Below are 20,587 nucleotides of genomic sequence, written 5' to 3' on the forward strand. Positions count from 1 at the left end.
CTACGCAACCGTGTTTTAAAGTCAACATTTTTTTTCGTTTTTTTGAACTTTCTTTGCAGAAGGTTCAAAAGCCTACTTTAAAACGTTAAGTTAACCAAACTGGCCGAAACCACCTGAGATAACCCTTTAAAACAAGCTTCTTGGGTTGCCCCGAAGAAGTGGAGCGCATTTTAGAGATTTTTGGCTCGCCGTCAACCGCTAAATGCATTTAATTTGCAGAAAACTGTTTGTTTGCGTTTTATTTGTACAGACCGTGGTTTTATTGCGCTTAACGTGAATAAAATATCAACTGAGAGTTTCAAACTAGCCCAAAAACGAGTGGTTCATCAATAAACAATAAATTTATGTTTAGTACTTTACTTAACGAAACACCGTAAATAGCATCTGATGAATACTAAAAAGCCTGATAGCGAATTATCGTCATCAGGCTTTTATTCATAATAGCTAACCAGTATTACTTAATTTTGAAGATACTGGCCTCATCGTGTAATTCGCTTGCTAACGCTGCGACATCATCACTCGCTCGAGAGTTCTCTTGTGAATCGCTGGCAACCTGTTCACCAATATCACGTATACGGATAATATTTTCATCTACATCTTTAACAACTATCGCTTGCTGTTCAACAGCGGTCGCAACAAGAACTGTCATTTCTGCAATAGAATTAACATCAGTAATGATTTCGTTAAGCACTTCTTCTGTTTCTTGTGCTTGCGTAACACTATTTAGCCCTTGCTCCTTACACATCCCAACTGTATTAACAATTTCGGATGTTGTCGCTTGCAGCTCGCTAATAATGGCTGTGATTTCTGCTGTGGAATCTTGAGTTCTTACGGCAAGTGTTCTTACTTCATCAGCAACAACAGCGAAGCCACGCCCTTGTTCACCAGCCCTTGCGGCCTCAATTGCAGCATTTAACGCTAATAAATTAGTTTGCTCTGCAATACCTTTAATCACCTCAAGCACAGAGGTAATGCCATTACTCTTTTCTTGCAACTGAACAATTTCATCACCAGCACTGATTAATTGCTCAGATAATTGATTGATATTAACTACTGTACTATCTAGTTTATCTTTTCCTTCAACTGCTTTTATTGAAGCTTCATCTGTACGCTCTTTAGTTAAGCGCGCATTATCTGCAATTTCACCAGCAACAATTCCCATTTCTGTTACCGCTGTTGCTACCATGTCACTTTGCTGCGATTGATTGACAATACCTTCAGTTGTTTTTGAAACACTACCAGAAACAATGTTGGACGACTCACTTAGTGAGTCAACCGTTTGGTTTATACTTTTAATGAGTTCCTGAAAATGCTCCATGAAAATATTAAATTCTTTTGAAATCACACCAATTTCATCATGACGCTCTTCGGTTCTTTGGGTTAGATCATTACCTTTTCTTATTTCCGATATTCTTATAGAGAAGTTGCTCAAAGGCGCGATAACTTGTCTCGCTACTATGATGATAAAGCCGGTAATAATTATGGAAACAATTAAGGTTACAATTAAATGTTGCAAATGACTTCGTTCTATCCCGTCATTGATATAACCGTTAAGTAATTCTATCTCTTTGCTAAGTTCTGTCTCAACTTTATGCACAGCCGCACGCATACTACCGCGAATACCTGACTTAGAATCAAGGCCAATGTCTGCAGATATATTAACAAACTTGTTAAACTCACTGACGTAAGTTTCAAGTAACTCTTGGGTATTTGCGTTAGGTAATCTACGATTTAATTGATCTGCTACACTGACCAAGCGCTCTACATATTTTTTATCATCACGAAGAATAAAATCTTTTTCGTGACGTCTAAGGTTAAGTAACAAGGTGTGAGACTCAAAATCTCCCATCGCTTCAATACTTGATTCAAGAGCATGTGTCGCAGCTCGCAATCTACCATAAACTCCAGAATCTTTGTCTAAGCCTTTTTCAATTGATGTTGCCAATAGCTTCTCGAAAGACTGTTGGTAGTTTTCCAAACTTCTTTTAATAACTAATAACTCTGCAACAGAAATGTCTGCAGCAACTAAGCGCTGCTCCATATCTGAAAATAGATACAAAGCCTCTTTATATGTAGTGTCGAATTTTTTTCTATATTTAATGTCTTTACGCAGCAAAAAGTCTTTCTCACTGCGACGTAATTGCAACATTGCTACTTGCAAATCTTTTAGTTCAGATTTTATTGCAGTTAAATTAGCCGTTTTGTTTTGATTTGAAGCATTTTCAAGATACAACCCCAATAAACCTAGAATAACCAAAGATACGATTACATAAAGTTTTTGCTTAATGGTAAATTTCATACAACATCCTGATTAGAACAATTACGAAAGGAAACGTATTATAAAATTTATTTGATTACTAAGCCATAATTGAATTCATCAATCTTGCTTAAAATCAAATAGAAACAATACAGTTACACGAATGAACAATATCAATATAGGACAAGAACTGGAGAAAGGAAATCTCATAAGTTAATATAAAAACAATTGTATTAACTATATCGATTAGTTTTACCTATGATAAAAATTCGTGATTTAGAATACTTATTGGCTATTGCTGAGCAAAAACATTTCGGCCGTGCTGCAGAAGCTTGTTTTGTTAGTCAGCCGACACTAAGCGGACAAATACAAAAGCTCGAACAGAGATTGAAGTTAACCTTAATCGAACGGCAAACTCGTAATGTTATGCTAACGCCTGCTGGTGAAAAACTGATTAAAGAGGCAAGAGATGTTCTTACCGCCGCAACTAACTTTGAAGAGGCAGCAAAAGCATTACTTGATCCTCTTTCTGGCGACTTACATATAGGTTTAATCCCAACATTGGCGCCGTATCTGTTGCCACACATAATGCCAACACTAAATAGTACTTTGCCAAAAATAAATTTTTACTTGCACGAAAATAGAACCCAAGATTTATTACAGCAGTTAGACGATGGGAAATTAGACATTTTAATATTGCCTTGGTTACCTGAAATGGAGCGTTTTGAGCGTTACAATCTATTTGAGGAGCCTTTGGTTATGGCGACATCGCAACAACATTCATTTACAGCTAAAGCACAAGTTAGTTTTGATAACTTACAAAATCAAAAAATCCTCACATTAGAGGATGGTCATTGCTTAAGAGATCAAGCTATGGGCTATTGCTTTAGTGCTGGAGCAGAAGAGGATCACAGTTTCAGGGCCACTAGTCTTGAAACATTGCGTTATATGGTAGCAAGTAACATGGGCATTACTTTACTACCTAAGTTAGCGACACTAAACCCACTATCTAACCAAGATATTAATTATATCCCTTTTGCACAACCACAGCCTACACGAGAAATATCACTACTATGTCGAAGAGGTTACCCAAGAATGGATTGTGTTAGGGCTGTTGCAACTTCTGTTAGAAACTCAATTACTCCGTTATTTACAGCATAATCCTAATAACTTAATAGCAACGACTGTCGTTAACAAAAAAGCGCACCTCAATAGGGTGCGCTTTTTAAATAAGATATTTCACAAATAAATGTCTTAAGCGGCAGCCTCTTCATTTTCTTCTAAAGTATCAATTGGATTTGGAGTACGGATTAAGTAATCAAATGCACCAAGTGCTGCGGTAGCACCACTACCCATAGCAATAATAATTTGTTTATAAGGAGAGTCCGTCACATCACCTGCAGCATATACTCCTGCAACATTAGTTTCACCTTTCTGATTGGCAATAACTTCACCGCGCTGTGTTAAACCAACTGTCCCCTTTAAAAATTGAGAGTTCGGTACCAGCCCAATTTGTACAAATACCCCCGCAAGTTCGATACTTTCTTGCTCATCTGTCGCTCGATTTATGTAATTCAAACTTGTCACGTGTTTGCCATTACCTAACACCTCTGTGGTTTGAGCATTGACGATAATGTCGATATTGTTAAGTGAGCGAGCTTTATTTTGCAATACGGCGTCCGCTCGTAATATTGAATCAAACTCTAATACAGTTACGTGTTCAACAATACCGGCTAAATCAATCGCCGCTTCAATACCTGAGTTACCGCCGCCAATAACAGCGACAGATTTGCCTTTAAACAGCGGCCCGTCACAATGTGGACAATAAGCTACACCTTTACCACGGTATTCTTGCTCGCCAGGTACATTCATTTCTCTCCAACGAGCCCCAGTTGCAATTATAGTAGAGCGAGTTTGCAAACTAGCGCCGTTTTCCAATTCAACAGTAATCAAACCACCTTCAACATCACTTTCAATAATATTCTTTACACGTTGATCATTCATAATATCAACATCATAATCTTTTACATGTGCTTCAAGGCTGGCGACTAATTTAGGACCCTCTGTGGCACTCACTGAAATAAAGTTTTCAATCGCCATAGTATCTTGAACTTGACCGCCAAATCTATCGGCAACTATGCCAGTACGAATACCCTTACGTGCACTATATATTGCTGATGCGGCACCTGCTGGTCCACCACCAATCACAAGTAAGTCAAACGCTTCTTTTTGATTGATACTTTCTGCTTGTCGAGCGCCAGCATTACTATCAACTTTATTCAAAATTTCAGTAATGGTCATTCTGCCTTGACCAAACGCTTTGCCATTAAGATAAACCGCTGGTACAGATAAAATATCGCGCTGATATACTTCTTCCTGGAATAATGCACCGTCGACCATAACGTGGTTTATTTGCGGGTTAATAGCAGACATCATGTTTAACGCCTGTACCACGTCAGGACAATTTTGGCAGCTCAAAGAAATAAAGGTTTCAAAACTATATTCACCTTCTAACTCAGCTACTTGTTTAATAACTTCCTCATCCAATTTAATTGGGTGACCACCACTGTGCAGTAATGCCAGCACAAGTGATGTAAATTCGTGTCCCATAGGCACACCAGCAAAACGCATTTCACTGCCGGTATTGACTGATTTTACTAACATTGACGGCACACGTTCATTCTGCGCGTCACTTGCAACAATCGACACTAAAGGTGACATCTGTGCGATTTCAGTTACGAGTGCGTTTAACTCTTGAGATTTTACGTCATCATCTAAAAAGACCGACAACTCAACAGCCGAGGTTAAATTCTGCAAGTAGGCCTTTAGTTGTTGCTTTAAGTTCGTATCTAACATGGTTTATTCCTTGGATATAGTTTGAGTAGCAAGTTTTTTAGTAGTGTGGGAATACAGCCGCAACAGCTATTTATATGTTGCGGCGTTATTTAAGTTGGTCTTTAGATTTTGCCAACTAAGTCTAATGATGGTGCTAATGTTTCTGCACCTGGTTGCCATGCCGCAGGACATACTTCACCGTCATGCTCGGCTACGTATTGTGCTGCTTGAATCTTACGTACTAACTCTTTTGCTGAACGGCCAATACCTAAGTCATGTACTTCAGCAACTTTGATTTCCCCTTCAGGGTTTACTAGGAACGTACCGCGAAGTGCTAAACCATCTTCTTCTATCATCACACCGAAATTACGAGTAATAGTACCTGTCGGGTCACCAATCATAGGGTATTGAATTTTGCCTATGGTATCTGAACTGTCATGCCATGCTTTATGAGTAAAGTGTGTATCAGTTGAGACTGAATAAACTTCAACACCCATCTCTTGAAGTTGTTGATAGTGATCTGCCATGTCACCTAACTCAGTAGGACATACAAAAGTAAAATCGGCAGGGTAGAAAAAGAATACTGACCATTTACCGGCAACATCTGCTTCTGAAACTTCGATGAATTCACCGTTGCTAAATGCTGTCGCGTTGAAAGGCTTAATTGTTGAATTAATAATTGATTGGTACATGCTTATCTCCACTTGTTTGTAAAAGCTTGTGCTGTTTAAGTTGAGATAATATTAAGGTTAATTTAAAAATAGATACAATCGTTTAATTTTATAATTACAATAGAAAAAACCTATCAATATAAACCGAAACACATAGACATAACTTTGCGCTATAGGAGACAAAAACTTTACCACTTTTAAAAATGCATGGTACGTAACAGTATAGTGTTCAAAGCTTAGCGAGGAGAGAAAAATGAATATTAGCCACACACAAGAAAATATCGAGCAACAAGAAGATGAATTTAATTACATCACTCGAAAAAGTATTGCTAAACAAAGCAAGCAAACAACAAAAAGTAATGAAGCGATAATGGATAAAATACTAGAGCTATTGGAAGATAGTACATCTAACCATGTATTAGGCTACAACTAAATTAAAGTCAATTGACGGCCATGAGCTTAAAATGAGCTTTCGTTACTGCATTAATGCTGCATCGTTTGCATGAATATCAGCATAATGGTTAAGGCGGATATTAAGCAAGTCATTATTCCTAACAGCTCTTTCAACGATTAACTTTAACTCTTCCTGACGAGCAATAAGTTTTGAATGACTAGAAATAGCAAGATAATGTCGTGTTTCATACGCAGGTTGATAGAGAGATTTAGCTATTTTATTTGTCTCACCCAATTTAATAAGCAATGGTAATGTACTTTCTTCATAATGCATAAAAGCATCAATGCGCCCTCTTAGCAATAATTCAATATTTTGTACGACGCCTGATGCACGAAACTTATTAATTTTTTCATCGCTATCAAATGGTTGAAAGTACTTAGAATATCGATTAACACCAATATACTTTCCAGCTAAATCACTATAACTTTTAATGCTATGATGGTTCTCTTTGAGCGTAAATATACGATGTGAAAGTGATTCATAATGCGGAAAAATATAAATAAACTCATCTTGCCGCTCTTCTGTTTTTTGAATACCAACAATTAAATCTAATTGACCATTTTCAATTTGTAATAAACGCCGGGCAAATGGCATGGTTGATAATTCCAACCTTACATTCAATTTATCGGCAAAGTATTGTAAATATTTGCTGTGCAGGCCATGTCTGAATTCTTCTGCAACCGCAGCCTTAATGACAGGTTTCGTTCCTTGATTCCCATATGATTGCTCACAGAAAAATAAAGCTATGACGAAAAGAAGACATTTCATTAGCTTTACTGCTTTCTCGATACCTTAATAACTTAACTATGGGCGAAAACTGGCGATTTTCCAGCTTTAATCAATGAACAAACTTACCTGCAAGTTGCTTTTGATATTTTCCATCTTGAATTACATATTGGCCATTAAGCCAAACTTGCTCGATACCTGATGAATATTTATTCCAAGCTGAAAAATCAGCATTGGCTGAAAAATTTTCTGCATCAAAAATAATAATATCGGCTTTATAGCCTTTAGTAAGTTGGCCACGTTTCTTCAAACCCAAAACCTGTGCGGTTTGGCCCGAGCTTTTGCTAATAAACTCTCCTAGAGTTAATAGCCCTTTATTAACAACATATTGCTGATATTTTTGTGGGAAGCTAGCAAACTTTCGTGGATGGCCATTGGTGCCATCTGATGACGTTACTACCCATGGTTGCACCATAAAAGCTTCAACATCGGTAGGTGACATATTGAATGACGCCACGCGTACTTCGCCTTCTTGCACAAGCTCAATAGCTGTAGTCACTGCATCTTGTTGTCGACGTTCAGCAACTTCAGACAAATTTAGCCCAATCAGTTCTGGTATTTTAAATGCAGTAATTAACAGTGATTTTGCTCCACCACGGCGGCGAATATTTTCTTGAATTTCGACTCTTAATTTATTGGCTAAGCTGGCATCATTTAAACGGTTATGAAAAGCTTGCTGTGAATCTGCCATTGCCCATTTCGGCATGACAGCACTACGCAGTTTAGTGCCAGAGGCAAGCCATGGATACTGGTCAGCCGAAATTGAGATTCCTTTCACCTGCGCTTGGTTAATTTTTTCAATGGCAATATCACTTTGCCCCCAAACGTCAACACCTAGTGCTTTGATATGCGCGAGATGCAAATGAATATCAGCGGCGTCAGCTATGTGAATAGCTTCCTCTAAAGCTGCTATAAAACCGATATTGAATGTGCTTTCATCACGTAAATGCGTGTCATAAATGCCATTATATTTACTGGCTATTTTTGCTAATGTCACCACTTCTTCTGTATTGGCAAAACTGCCCGGCACATAATACAAACCTGTTGATAAACCTAAAGCACCAGCTTCCATAGCTTGAGTTAATAACGTCGACATTTGTGTTAACTCTTCAGTGCTAGCATAACGCTGTGCTCGCCCCATCACTTGCTCTCGAACGCTACCATGACCAACCAACAAGGCGACATTTGTGCCAATGCCATTAGCTTCAAGTTCTTGCGCAGTTCTTGCAACATCAACAGGCCCTTCACCATCATTACCATTTACAACGGTCGTAACCCCTTGCGTTAGATAATTAAGATTATGGTTTTTGTCGCTACTGTATAGTTCTTCTAAAGTATGAGTATGAGGATCTATAAAGCCTGGGCTGACAATTTTACCACTGGCATCAATAGTTTTTTGTGCTTTTATGTCATATTGATCTTGTTGATAAATACCACATATTTCACTGCCACATATCGCAACATCTACTGCCTGAGGTTCTACATCAATACCGTTATACACAGTACCGTTAATAATCAAAGTATCAACAAGTACTGGGATTATTCCAGCTGTAGACTTATGCTCAGAACAAGCGTTCAGTATTAATAGACTTGGTATCACCAAGCCTATGACAGCAATACGATTTAAAGAACTCATAGATAAACTTACTCTTTGTTATGATCTGCACCAGACATCAGTGTCTGCATTAATGTGACCGCGGCATTATTAGCAATAACTTTAATATTATCACGATTTGTTTCATCGCCCATTTCATAGGTAATGGCGTGTACTTGGTAGTTATCGGCAAAATATTGTTTAGACACACCATTATTAGGTCGATTTCCTGGCTTTTGAATGACCTCAAAATTAGGCATAGCTTGATTTAAAGCGCCTAACCAATGCTTTACAAAATAACGCTCTTCAACGCCGTAGTCGACAGGCATAGTATAAAAAACATCATGTTGAGTAGAGTGAAAATCAACCGCAAACTTTATCTTTTGACCACTAGCAACAAGCGCTTGCAAGTATTGATGCACTTGGGTAGTTTCAGGTTGTTTAAAGGTAATCCAATCACGATTTAAATCAACACCATTGGCATTATGACGCCAATTCCCCATGGCAACTCCATCAGGGTTTAAATTTGGAATAATAAGTAGGTTGTATTTTTTGCGAAAACTCTCGGCAAATGAATTATTTGCTAGTAAGGTTTCAACAAATGGAAACAATGCTAATGCCCCAGTAATTTCTGGTGGGTGCAAACGGCCAAGAACCACCAACCACTCATCACTATTGCCTTTACTTTCAATTTTGTAAATTGGCCTACCCTGTATTGATTCACCTAGTTTACTTTGCTTCACTTGGCTAATAGCTGCTAAGTGTTTTGCCCAATCAACGTAATATTGATTGTTAATAATCTCTTGAGCAGCAATATATGTTGGTTTTGGGGTAGCATTAACATTAATAGTTAAGGTTTTTTTACGGTACCGGTAATCATGTACCTGCCAAGACTTCATATCGTCACTTATTTTGGGTAAGTAGCGATTTTCTCTTTTACCTGCAATTTTTATAGAAATTCGTACTGCTGTAGGCTGTTCTGCCAATACTTTAAAGGCATACCAAGGACTTGGGTTTATTGGCGAATTTTCGGGTTTGATAACAATTTGGAAATTATTAGCACCTACATTCTTACATTCATCCATTCTGCTAGCCTCAAAATCAGCAAGCAAACGCACAGGGCCAATATTACACGCTTGCGCATTGTTACTTTTTGTTGCAACTACTGTTTCCGCGCACGAAGTAAGAAAGAGAGTTGAAAATAACCATGAGCAAATTAGTAGTGATTTTTTCATAATAACATCTTAAAAATTAAATAAATTTCAGAAAAATAAGGCTCGACTAGCATTGCAGTCGAGCCTCCGTTGCCAACTCATGTCATGATGAGCTTAAAAATCTTTTCTTAAACTCATATAGAAATAACGACCACGGTTCGAATGTAAGGCTCCAAAGTAACCATGTGCTAATTCATCTGCTAATGGCGGTTCTTCATCGGCAATATTTCTAATACCAAAACGGATTTTAGTACCATCTAAGGCACTATCATCGCCAAAGCGATAGTCCGCATAAACATTCACGCGAGTGAAGCTATCTACTGGCAACATAATAACTTCATCATTAACCGTTGCTGTTGTACTGGTATCAATAACTTCACTTACGTAATTAGCATTAATACCAGCCCCCCATTGCTCATAATCCCAATCAAGTGAAACTCGCGCTCGCCATTCTGGACGACCATTTTGCTTAATCAAATCACCTGCGCCAGCAACTGTTCTATCAGCTGGTACGGCTGGGTTTCCGGCTTCTTGAGCGGCAATAAGTTGTGCTGAAATTGAATCAGCTTCTTGTTCGAACTTTCTCAGCTTCGCAGCATTTGCGGTAAATTCAAAATCACCGAAATCAGTTTCCCAATCGTAAATTAAGCTAAAATCAATACCTTCGATGTTTCTCACACCTAAATTCAAATAATCATTATTTATTTGAATCACTTCATTGGTACTAGGATCTCGAATAACGGCACTATTGCTTGAACCTTCACTTCTCAGTAATGAATCATAAAGTAAATGAGATGAGCCGGGTAAAATACCCACAAGATCTTTTTGCTTAATCTTCCAAGTATCTAGTGTAAACGTTAGATTTTCAGTTGGTTCAAATATTAAGCCAAATGAAGTATTTTCATCATCTTCTGGTTTTAAATCTGTCGTGCCACTACGAATATCAACAATGCCATAGGTTGAATCAAGTACAGGGTCATACAAACTGTTTGAACGCGGCACACCTTCTGCCGATACTTGTGGTAAACCTGGTGCTCGGAAACCTCCAGCATATGAAGCGCGGAAGCTTATCCAGTCTGCTGGCTCCCAGAATAAAGCAACCTTAGGTTTTACTGCACTGCCAACATCAGAAAAGTTTTCATAACGACCAGCCACTTGTAATTCAACGTAATGCGAACCGGAATCAACAAGCGGTACTAAAAACTCTGCATAAGCTGAGGTAACATTGCGAGATGCTTTTGAGTCTGGTGTTGGACTACTACCTAAAACATCACTTCCTGATAACTCAACCCCTGTGATTGCATCAACAAAAGGATTGCTGCCATCAAGTAATGGGTCACGATCATCTTCAAAAGTTTCACGTCTAAATTCTACCCCCATAGCAATACCAACATCACCTGCTGGTAATGTCCAAAGCGCACCATTAGTCACTTTAAAATCAACTGAAGCTAAGCTAGTTTTAGAATCACGATTAACGTTCACCATAAATTGGTCAATCACACTTTGTGGGTTTAATGTTGAATCACCACTATTTGGATTATTGACATCACCACCAGTAAAGATGTTATATGCTAATGTTGGATCTGTGCTATTGATTGATGCCTGAAACTTGCTTGCTTGAATACGATTTGCAGAATCATTAGTTTCCGCAGCGGTATAAAATGCTGCAGTTTCCCAATCCCAATCGTTATACGTACCTTTTAAGCCACCTAATATACGATAGCTAGTATCATCAACTTCGACATTTCGAGGACCAGTGTCAATTGCGCGGTAACTACGTAATAGAACTTCTTCACCGAATGGATTATGGGCAGCATCGGCAGAAATACGGAAGCGTTGTGCCGTTAGATTATGCGTTTGCTCTCGAGTTCGTTCAGCTTTTGCATTGTAATAGGTGACTTCTGAGAAGAAATCTAAATCACTATTAATCTCATGCGTAAAATAACTATAAAAATTTAATCGTCTTACATCAGAAACTAATGAACGAGTAGTGCCTCGGTCAAAACGTTGATCTCTTGGGAAACTGCCACTATCAGCACAAATACCACCATCCAAATTCACCACACAACCTGAACTGGTATCTGGCTGCAAATGGAAACGACCTAAAGCGTCTGACTGAAAGTCACCCCACGGGGTTGCCGTAGAACGATTATCTAATTGAGTATCACCAATAAACTCTTCCGGTAAACCTGGATATTCACGTAAGTCATGGCTTGCTGAATAAGGACGTTCACTTGCCATCATACCATTGCGATCATAGTAACTAAATGACGCGGTTAAGTGAGAACGACCTTCATTTAAATCAAACCCTGTTAAATAACTAAAAGTAGTTTCATCTAATGATGTGCCTTCAGAGCCACCATACGATAATTTAACTTGATTGCCTTCAAAGTCATCTTTAAGTTGATAGTTGACTACGCCAGCTACGGCATCAGAACCGTAAATAGCTGCAGCGCCATCACGCAGAACTTGCAAAGATCGTAAGCCTGAAACAGGCAGAGTATTAGAATTTGATGTTGAAACAGGAACAAAGTTTTCTGATTGTGTCCCTGGGTGAGTTACCAGTCGGCGTCCATTTAATAAAGTTAAGGTATTACCTGAACCTACGCCACGTAAGTTAATTGACGCTACATCACCACGCGCGTCATTTACACCACCGTTACCTGTGGCAGCACCAAAATTCACCGCGCCAATTTGCGGTATTGAGCGTAAAAGTTCATCACCTGACATAGCGCCGGTATTTTCAATATCTTTCTCGGTTAATGCGGTTACTGGTAATGCGCCAATATCAGAAGCACGTTTAATATTCGAGCCAACAATGCTAATTCTTTCAATCTCTTCTTCTTTAGCTGTAGTTTCTTCTGCATTCGCTTGTTGAATAATAGTTGTCTGGGCTGTTAAGGCGGCTAATACACATAGACTTAGACGCTTTAACTTATGCTTATACATCGCTTGTTGTTTCATCACTCTCACCATCATAAGTTGCATTTATTATGTTTTATTTGTCGAATATTTTTTATTCGTTTCTTGTTGTTAGGTTCACCATGCCGAATTACAGAAAGCAATACCATTGACTGTTCGTTTACAACCCATAACCTAAAGTTATAGCAAAGTTACATATTCAGCCAATTTTTGATGGCAATCACCCAATGCCAGATATTTCTATGCTAAGCTCCCGCGCAAATTTTGCTTCACACAACGGCCATACGCCAAGTGAGCAATGTAAAGCTTTTGGTTATGACACTCTTAAATTTTTGAACTGCTGATCTCTCGATTATCTCTTTACAATCGAATTTCGATGCATTGTCCATATAAGAATCATGCGATAACGAAAAAACGCCAAATAGAAAAAGGTTAAATGCTCATATGAATATAGAAATATCTACTGCTGAAACGTTACTTGTTTCACTTATCATTCTTTTTGCTGGTTATTACCTTAATAGCAAAATCGCCTTTCTAAAAAACAATAACATTCCAGAGCCTGTGGTAGGAGGCATAGCTTTTTCTATCCTTTCAGCAATTGCACATGTCTACTTTGATATTAATTTTGAATTTGATATGGCCTTTAAAAATCCATTAATGACAGTGTTTTTTACCACTGTCGGATTAGGTGCAAGTTTCACCTTATTGTTAAAAGGCGGTCCGAAAGTTGCGCTATTTTTAGGGGTCGCAACATTATACTTACTGGTACAAAACGCAGTAGGTGTTTCTATCGCCGCAGCAACAGGTATGGAGCCTTTGATGGGGCTTATTGGTGGTTCGGTAACACTTTCTGGTGGACACGGTAATGGCGCAACTTATGCCGACTTATTTATTAATGAATATGGTATGCACAGTAGTGTGTTTGAGCTAGCTATGGCAGCGGCAACCTTAGGGTTAATTCTAGGTGGTTTAGCGGGCGGGCCTGTCAGTAAAAAATTGATTAAAAAATATAACCTAAAGGCTGATACTTCATACCATGAAGAATTAGACGACACCATTACCTTTGACCCGGAAGATCATGACTTAGTAACACCAAAGAAAATGATGGAAACCTTGTTTGTTATTTTATTATGTATGTATTTAGGACGCATGGGATATGAAGCATTACAAGCTATTGATATTGTTCTTCCTGCGTTTTTAATCCCATTATTATTCGGCGTTGTAATCACTAACTTAACCGAATTTACCAAGATTTATAAAGTCAGCCGCGCTTGTATTGATTTATGGGGTACCATGGCGTTATCAATATTCCTTGCCATGGCGCTAATGTCATTAAAAATATGGGAATTAGTCAGTCTTGCTGGCCCGATGATTTTTATGATTTTAATACAAGCGGTTACGCTAATGTTATTTGCTTACTTTATTACCTTCAGAATTATGGGTAAAAATTATAATGCCGCGATCATGGCGGGTGGCCATTGCGGTTTTGGTTTAGGCGCAACACCAACAGCAGTTGCTAACATGGAGTCTTTAGTTTCTCGCCATGGACCGTCACCACAAGCGTTTCTCGTTGTGCCATTAGTCGGCGCATTTTTTATTGATATCACCAATGCTTTGATTATACAGTTATATTTAAGCTTGCCATTTGTTAGTGGTTAAACAAACCAACATACTTTACTGAGGACGTTAAATGCGCTTACGACATATAGAAATTTTTCACGCCATTTACACGACAGGCTCTATTACCAATGCTGCAAAAATTTTGCATGTATCTCAACCTTCGGTCAGTAAAGTATTGTCACATGCCGAGCTACAGCTCGGCTTTAATCTTTTTGAACGCGTGAAGGGCCGACTCATTCCAACCGAAGAAGCCGAAATGCTTTTCGATGAAGTTGACAAAATTTACCAGCAAATGCGCTCGATAAAAAATACAGCGCAAAACATTAAGAAATCAGAATTTGGTAGCATAGCACTTGGCGTGACACCTGCATTGGGCTTCGATGCCATTCCAAATGTTATCGCTAATTACCACCAAGACTATCCCAACGTCACCTTTGATATTCAAACTATTCACAACGATGCAGTAATGCAGTCTTTACTGGAACATAAGTGTGATTTGGCAATACTATTTTCACCACATAGCATGCCGGGCATTACCTCTATTCCACTGGCGGAATCCGAATTGGTAATTGTCTATCCAAAAGACAAATTTCCTAATGCACCTAAAAAACTCACCTTAAATGAGGTCAGCGATTCAGAGTTTATCGATATTAGTGACAGCGGGCCTCTGGCAGATATGCTGTGGGCAAGAATAATGGAGGAAGATATTGCATTTACCTCGTCAATCAAGGTGCAAACTTATTTTATTGCCGCTCGCCTAGTGGCAAGAGGTTTAGGGGTTTGTGTTGTTGATCGCTACACCGCTGAAGGCAATTTAACTGAGAACGTTGCTATTGCTTCATTCGAGCCAGCACTGACTTTTAACATCAACGCCGTACATTTGGAAAACCGGACAAAATCAAAAGTCATAGATGAATTCATACCTTATCTAACTAACGGAATTTCAACAACTTAAATTAAATCATAACCCTAGGTTATGACCAATAGAAGCCTTCGTACTTTTAATGTTTGGTCACTAAGTTAAGCTCGGAATAAGAAAAATCCTGCTATTCCAGCGATTAAATTTAGGAACATCATTATGCAAATTGCTTCTCCTTACCTCCTATTTATTGGTGATGCCACAGATCAACTTTCGATTAAAATGGCACGCGGCGCTGCAGATTGGCGTCCAGAGCTTTGTGTTGGCGAATACAGTGTTGATGGCTGTACAGTAACCACTGGCATTGAAAAAATGGATATTACACAGGCAGCAAAGCAAGGCGCTAAATCTTTTATATTGGGCTTTGCCAATAGCGGCGGTGTGCTGGATAAAAAGTGGCTACCTTACATTTTAGAAGCACTCGACAATGGCATGGATATCGTTTCAGGTTTACATGATAAACTGAGCGACTTTCCTGAATTAGTAGAAAAAGCACAACAAACTCAACGCCAATTACTCGATATTCGTCATCCAAAAGCCGAATTTATTACGGGTACTGGCGTTAAACGCTCTGGTAAACGTTTACTTACCGTTGGTACTGATTGCTCGGTAGGAAAAATGTATACCTCGTTAAGTCTTGAAAAGTCTATGAAAAAGTTCGATTTCGATGTAGATTTTCGTGCCACAGGACAATGCGGAATTCTAATCGCTGGGCAAGGTATCGCTATTGACTGTGTTATTTCTGACTTTTTATCAGGGGCTACCGAATCACTCTCTCCAAATAATAATAGCGATCATTGGGATATTATTGAAGGCCAAGGCTCCTTATCACACCCTGCTTTTGCCGGTGTAAGTTTAGGTTTATTGCATGGCTCTCAACCTGATGCATTAGTGGTTTGTCATGACCTAAACCGTAGCCATATGCGTGGACTACCTGACAGCCAGTTTCCTAGTATTGAAGCAACCATAACATTGAACTTACAAGCAGCTAAACTAACCAACCCAAATGCTAAGGTGGTTGGCATTACCGTTAATACCTCAAGCGTTAGCGTTGATGAAGGCCAACGCATTTGTGCGCAGCTGAGTGAACAATTTTCTTTACCTTGTGTTGACCCATTGCGTGACGGTACCGACAGTATCGTTACAACCTTGGCATAGGCAAGCTCACAATGAAATTAACCATTAAAGTTGTCCATCAACAGTTACCATTACAGAATATTTTCCGTATAGCCCGTGGCGCAAAAACACGAGCAGAAGTCATTGTCGTCAGTATCACTGATGGCAAAAATACCGGCTGGGCTGAAGCTGTACCATACGCACGTTATCAAGAATCAGTCGAAAGTGTTAGTCAGCAAATACATTCACTAACCGAACAAGGTATTAGTAGTGAAAATATCAATGACTATATCGCGGCTTTACCTTCAGGGGCAGCACGCAACGCACTTGACTGTGCTTGGTGGGACTTACAGGCCAAACAACAGCAAACATCAGTTACAAAACTATTAAAGCTAGCTGCCGCAAAACCTTGTATTACAGCACAAACATTAAGTATTGATACACCAGAAGCAATGGCAAAAGCGGTAACTAAACTCAATAATCCGCCATTAGTGAAAGTGAAACTTGATAACCAAGATATCATCAAGAAGATGACCGCTATTCAACAAGCAGCTCCTAACAGTGAGTTTATTGTTGACGCAAATGAAGGTTGGACGATTAATGATTTAAGACAATGCTGTCAGCAATTAAAAGCACTAAATGTGGTACTTATTGAGCAACCCTTGCCTGCTGGCCAAGATCAAGATTTAATTAACTTCTCTTCTCCTGTGCCGCTGTGCGCAGATGAGTCTTGTCATACCCGTGCCGAACTTGAATATTTAAAAGATCGTTATCAAGTAGTGAATATTAAACTTGATAAAACCGGTGGATTAACAGAAGCAGTTTTATTAGCGCAAGCAGCCAAAGCACAAGGTTTTGAGCTTATGCTAGGTTGTATGGTTGCTAGTTCATTAGCTATGGCGCCCGTGGCATTACTAGTCAATGACGCCAAGTTTGTTGATTTAGATGGCCCGCTGCTAATTAGTGATGATCGTCAACATGGTTTTGAGTTTGAGCAAGGAGTTATGCAACCACTATCTGAAGTACTGTGGGGTGGAAGTAAAACATTCTTGGCAGCAACAAGCATCACTGATTAGCTATTTTCTCTCTGAATTTCCCTTTGACATGCACTTATCAATGTCTTGCCCTGCTTGCAGGGCATTTTTTTATCCAAGACCTGATTTTACAAGAAATATTATTTTAACTTCCAGATATAAAAATGCCTGCTAAGCAGGCACAAGTATAATGATTACTGTGTTAAAGATTAACATCGAGGTGTTCAATAATCGTGGTCATTGTCTGCTGTATTTGTCCAACATCAGCCGGGATTATAAGGATAGTATTATCACTTGCCATACAACCTAAAATACCCGCTTGCTCACCCATATTTTCAATCATCTTGGAGATTAACGTTGCGGCACCAATCACGGTTTTAATGATAATTTGCATATGATTGTGTTTTACATCAAGAACAACTGAATCAATCGCCTGCTGTCCTCTAGGAATGTGCTGTTTCTCAGGTAAACGATAAACAGCATCATTATTATGATTGCGAATTTTTATTGCTCCTACCTTATTTAGCATGCGCGAAACACGCGTTTGGGTAACATTTTCAAAACCACGCAGCGACAGTGCTCTTGCTAGTTGCAATTGCGAACCAAATCGCTGGTCTTGCAATAATGATTTAAAAGTATCTATCAATTCAGGTTCAGCAACACTCATTTACTTAATCACTTCCTATCAACATATTGGCTATTATTAGAATGTCAGCATAACTGGCTTCGAAACGGCTTTGTTTACACCTAAATATGCTGCTTGATAACTCAAGGTATTATAAAAATTAGGTTTAAGGTTTTTACTAAATGCACTTTGCCATTCAACCAGAGCAAAATCATCAATGTTAACCGTAGTAACTTCACCATTGAGTGACTCTAATTCTGCTAATACGCGAAAACTCTTATAGCCAATACGCGGTGAATTAAAATCAAGTTCAACATTTTGCCAGTCGCTATTTGGCGATAACTCAATGCTATCAATTAAATGCTTTGGACTATTTTTAAAAGCATCAAACAGCTTTTGACGCTTCTTTCGTCCTTGCCAAAAAAAGCTAACTTTTACTGGCTCTTCAACATTGAATTTCGCTTTAATGGTCATTGCACTGCTTGGCTTATACACGCGTCTAAAGCTTTGCATACCAAAGGTGCTCACGGTGTCAGCGGTTAATTTCACTGCTAAACTATGGCGACCACTTGCGCCAAAATCATTTAAAGACGTTGCTGCTCTATCAAATAACCAACCACGTTCAGGGCTATTAAAAAGCGCAAAGCTCTCAAAATCACTACCATTAATGAGATTGGTACCCAAGCGATATGAGACATCAGTATTTGACATATTTATCTGCTGAATGGTTTTATGCCACGGCAATTGATAAAGCGGCGTGACTTTTTCATTATCGGCAATGTCGATTGCCAGAGTAACTTTCTTGTTATCAGCCACTGATTTTGTTGCGGAATCTTCAGCTTGAATAACACCGTGACCACCCGACATGGTAATTTTAGTATTACGTTGTTTAGATAGCTCTGTTAAGCGTTTCATAACGGTATAACGATTGGTTCCTGTCGCTGGCGTTGGTTTGTATCCTTTCACATATAAAGGCACAATTTCAGCACGATGAAACTTTCCATCATCAAGCCATACGTAAAGTATTAAACTATGCTGTGTAGCACTAAAATTTTGGTCAAAAATAAAATTACCCATCGAATAGGCAATAAGCTTATTGTCATATAGCTCTAACCCTTGGGTAACATGAGGATGATGCGCTATTGCCAGTGCAGCGCCAGCATCAAGTGCTGACTTTAACCTTTGCTCTGTAACACCCGTTGGGTTGTTGGCATATTCCTGGCTGCCATGATATTGCACTATGCTAACCTTGTCTTCTTCAACTTGTTTAGCAACAGAGCTGAGGATATTTTCCATCGAACCATAAGCCGCACCACCATGCTGGTGATTAGCAGTTTGTGTTGGATTAGCACTTCCTTCCCAACCAACATAACCTAACATTGAAAAGTCGGTGCCTTTGATTGTTTCAGTATGTGCTTTTAACGCAGTTTCTTCGTTAACGCCCGCACCTGAATACGCTAAAGGACTATCATCTAAAAATGCTAATGTGGAATGCAGACCCGAATCCATATAATCATAAGTGTGATTATTCCCTAAAGACACATAATCAATACCTGCCCACGTTAACGCATCTAATGTTTCCGGCTGCGAGTAGAAAGTCACTGACTTTGGCGCACGCTCAGTTGGCTTTTCTTCCGCTATTTGCGTTTCTAAATTTACCGCAGCGTAATCAGCCAAACTCATATAAGGCTTAATGTGCTCTACAATGGCTTTACTACCGGTAAGTTTATCTTCCGGCTCAATAAGTACATCATCACCAAAGTAAGGTTTATAGTAGCGGCGCCCCATCATGACATCACCACCAAACGCTAGCATCACGCGTTTCTTAGTCTTTTTAACTAGTGTTATATCCGCAATAGTCGCCGCATTTTGTGAAAGTTCATAATGACTAAATGTTTGGATGGTAGGAAAGTAACCTTTTTTGCTGATCGTTAATTGGTAAATATCTGCCACTGGCAGTTCAATGGTGAACTGACCACTCGCGTCTGTATGCTGAGTTGTGCCATTAACGACAATTGTAGCCTCAGTTAAAGCCACGGCCTGTTCGTTAGTAATTTTACCTTGCAAGGTATATTGCTCAAACGCAATAACATGATGACTACAAAAAACCAAAAAAGCACAAAGAAACGTCCGCAACATAAGGTATCCAAATCCAAAGTATTTGTTCCAGTATATCGCTTTCCTAAAACTATTTTCATTCCTAAATAGATGGCAAGTATAACTTCAAGGTATGGCTTTAAAATTACTTAATTACGGGCAAAAAAAATGCCCCTCATTTGAGGAGCACATACAAAATATAAAACAAAACATAAAAACTTTTAAAACAAAACCGAGGGGGAGAATCTCTTATTAAGTCAGAGCCTTGTATTTACAATAAGTTCAAATTTGTTTTGAAAAATATCAAATAATTTTTAGCCGTAGCTCAGCAGAATTTGCAGACAAAAAAAACGCCCCTCAATTGAGGAGCGTATAACATAAATAAAATGCAATTTAATAAAACAAAAACCGAGGGAGAATCTCTTGCTAAGTATGAGTGCCTT

General features: G+C 38.9%; 15 protein-coding genes. 6 read left to right on the forward strand and 9 right to left on the reverse strand.

The annotated features are described in order from the left end of the window. Window positions 1-454: 454 nt before the first annotated feature. Window positions 455-2,299: a methyl-accepting chemotaxis protein gene (locus AC27E9_RS16110; RefSeq protein WP_487131930.1), complete on the reverse strand. Its 1,845-nt coding sequence runs from the start codon at window positions 2,297-2,299 to the stop codon at window positions 455-457. Window positions 2,300-2,515: 216 nt separating this feature from the next. On the opposite strand from AC27E9_RS16110, the gene oxyR reads away from it, so the two are divergent. Next, window positions 2,516-3,418: a DNA-binding transcriptional regulator OxyR gene (oxyR, locus tag AC27E9_RS16115; protein WP_487131932.1), complete on the forward strand. Its 903-nt coding sequence runs from the start codon at window positions 2,516-2,518 to the stop codon at window positions 3,416-3,418. 93 nt (window positions 3,419-3,511) lie between these two features. Here the strand turns inward: oxyR and ahpF are convergent, their stop codons facing one another. Both ahpF and ahpC read right to left on the reverse strand, forming a co-directional pair. Then, on the reverse strand, window positions 3,512-5,113 hold the full coding sequence (ahpF, locus tag AC27E9_RS16120; protein ID WP_487131934.1) for an alkyl hydroperoxide reductase subunit F: 1,602 nt from the start codon (window positions 5,111-5,113) through the stop codon (window positions 3,512-3,514). Between the two features lie 101 nt (window positions 5,114-5,214). Further along, window positions 5,215-5,784, reverse strand: a complete 570-nt coding sequence (gene ahpC, locus AC27E9_RS16125) for an alkyl hydroperoxide reductase subunit C (RefSeq protein ID WP_487131936.1) — start codon at window positions 5,782-5,784, stop codon at window positions 5,215-5,217. A gap of 232 nt (window positions 5,785-6,016) precedes the next feature. Here ahpC and AC27E9_RS16130 point away from each other — a divergent pair, with 232 nt between their 5' ends. Then, on the forward strand, window positions 6,017-6,196 hold the full coding sequence (locus AC27E9_RS16130; protein WP_487131937.1) for a hypothetical protein: 180 nt from the start codon (window positions 6,017-6,019) through the stop codon (window positions 6,194-6,196). Window positions 6,197-6,238: 42 nt separating this feature from the next. Here the strand turns inward: AC27E9_RS16130 and AC27E9_RS16135 are convergent, their stop codons facing one another. The 4 genes from AC27E9_RS16135 to AC27E9_RS16150 all read right to left on the reverse strand — a co-directional run bounded on the left by AC27E9_RS16135 (window position 6,239) and on the right by AC27E9_RS16150 (window position 12,775). Continuing rightward, the gene (locus tag AC27E9_RS16135; RefSeq protein WP_487131939.1) at window positions 6,239-6,985 is read right to left on the reverse strand and encodes a substrate-binding periplasmic protein; all 747 of its coding nucleotides are present in this window, start codon (window positions 6,983-6,985) and stop codon (window positions 6,239-6,241) included. 70 nt (window positions 6,986-7,055) lie between these two features. Then, window positions 7,056-8,639: an N-acyl-D-amino-acid deacylase family protein gene (locus AC27E9_RS16140; RefSeq protein ID WP_487131941.1), complete on the reverse strand. Its 1,584-nt coding sequence runs from the start codon at window positions 8,637-8,639 to the stop codon at window positions 7,056-7,058. 8 nt (window positions 8,640-8,647) lie between these two features. Then, window positions 8,648-9,832 carry a M14 family metallopeptidase gene (locus tag AC27E9_RS16145; protein WP_487131942.1) on the reverse strand — a complete coding sequence of 395 codons (1,185 nt, stop codon included), beginning with the start codon at window positions 9,830-9,832 and terminating at the stop codon, window positions 8,648-8,650. Between the two features lie 93 nt (window positions 9,833-9,925). Beyond that, complete coding sequence (locus AC27E9_RS16150) at window positions 9,926-12,775, reverse strand: TonB-dependent receptor domain-containing protein (RefSeq protein ID WP_487131944.1); 2,850 nt, start codon at window positions 12,773-12,775, stop codon at window positions 9,926-9,928. A gap of 402 nt (window positions 12,776-13,177) precedes the next feature. On the opposite strand from AC27E9_RS16150, the gene gltS reads away from it, so the two are divergent. From gltS to dgcA, 4 genes are all read left to right on the forward strand, one after another. Continuing rightward, entirely contained in the window at window positions 13,178-14,392 is a 1,215-nt protein-coding gene (gene gltS / locus AC27E9_RS16155; protein ID WP_487131946.1) for a sodium/glutamate symporter, read from the forward strand. A gap of 31 nt (window positions 14,393-14,423) precedes the next feature. After that, window positions 14,424-15,308: a LysR family transcriptional regulator gene (locus AC27E9_RS16160; protein WP_487131947.1), complete on the forward strand. Its 885-nt coding sequence runs from the start codon at window positions 14,424-14,426 to the stop codon at window positions 15,306-15,308. 123 nt (window positions 15,309-15,431) lie between these two features. Beyond that, window positions 15,432-16,430, forward strand: coding sequence for an N-acetyltransferase DgcN (gene dgcN / locus AC27E9_RS16165; protein ID WP_487131949.1), 999 nt, complete (start codon window positions 15,432-15,434; stop codon window positions 16,428-16,430). 11 nt (window positions 16,431-16,441) lie between these two features. Continuing rightward, entirely contained in the window at window positions 16,442-17,464 is a 1,023-nt protein-coding gene (gene dgcA, locus AC27E9_RS16170) for an N-acetyl-D-Glu racemase DgcA (RefSeq protein WP_487131951.1), read from the forward strand. Between the two features lie 160 nt (window positions 17,465-17,624). On the opposite strand, the gene AC27E9_RS16175 is transcribed toward dgcA, so the two are convergent. Beyond that, on the reverse strand, window positions 17,625-18,089 hold the full coding sequence (locus AC27E9_RS16175; RefSeq protein ID WP_487131953.1) for an arginine repressor: 465 nt from the start codon (window positions 18,087-18,089) through the stop codon (window positions 17,625-17,627). Window positions 18,090-18,125: 36 nt separating this feature from the next. After that, entirely contained in the window at window positions 18,126-20,186 is a 2,061-nt protein-coding gene (locus AC27E9_RS16180) for a CapA family protein (RefSeq protein ID WP_487131954.1), read from the reverse strand. Window positions 20,187-20,587 lie beyond the last annotated feature (401 nt).

The sequence above is a fragment of the Colwellia meonggei genome (assembly GCF_057537295.1).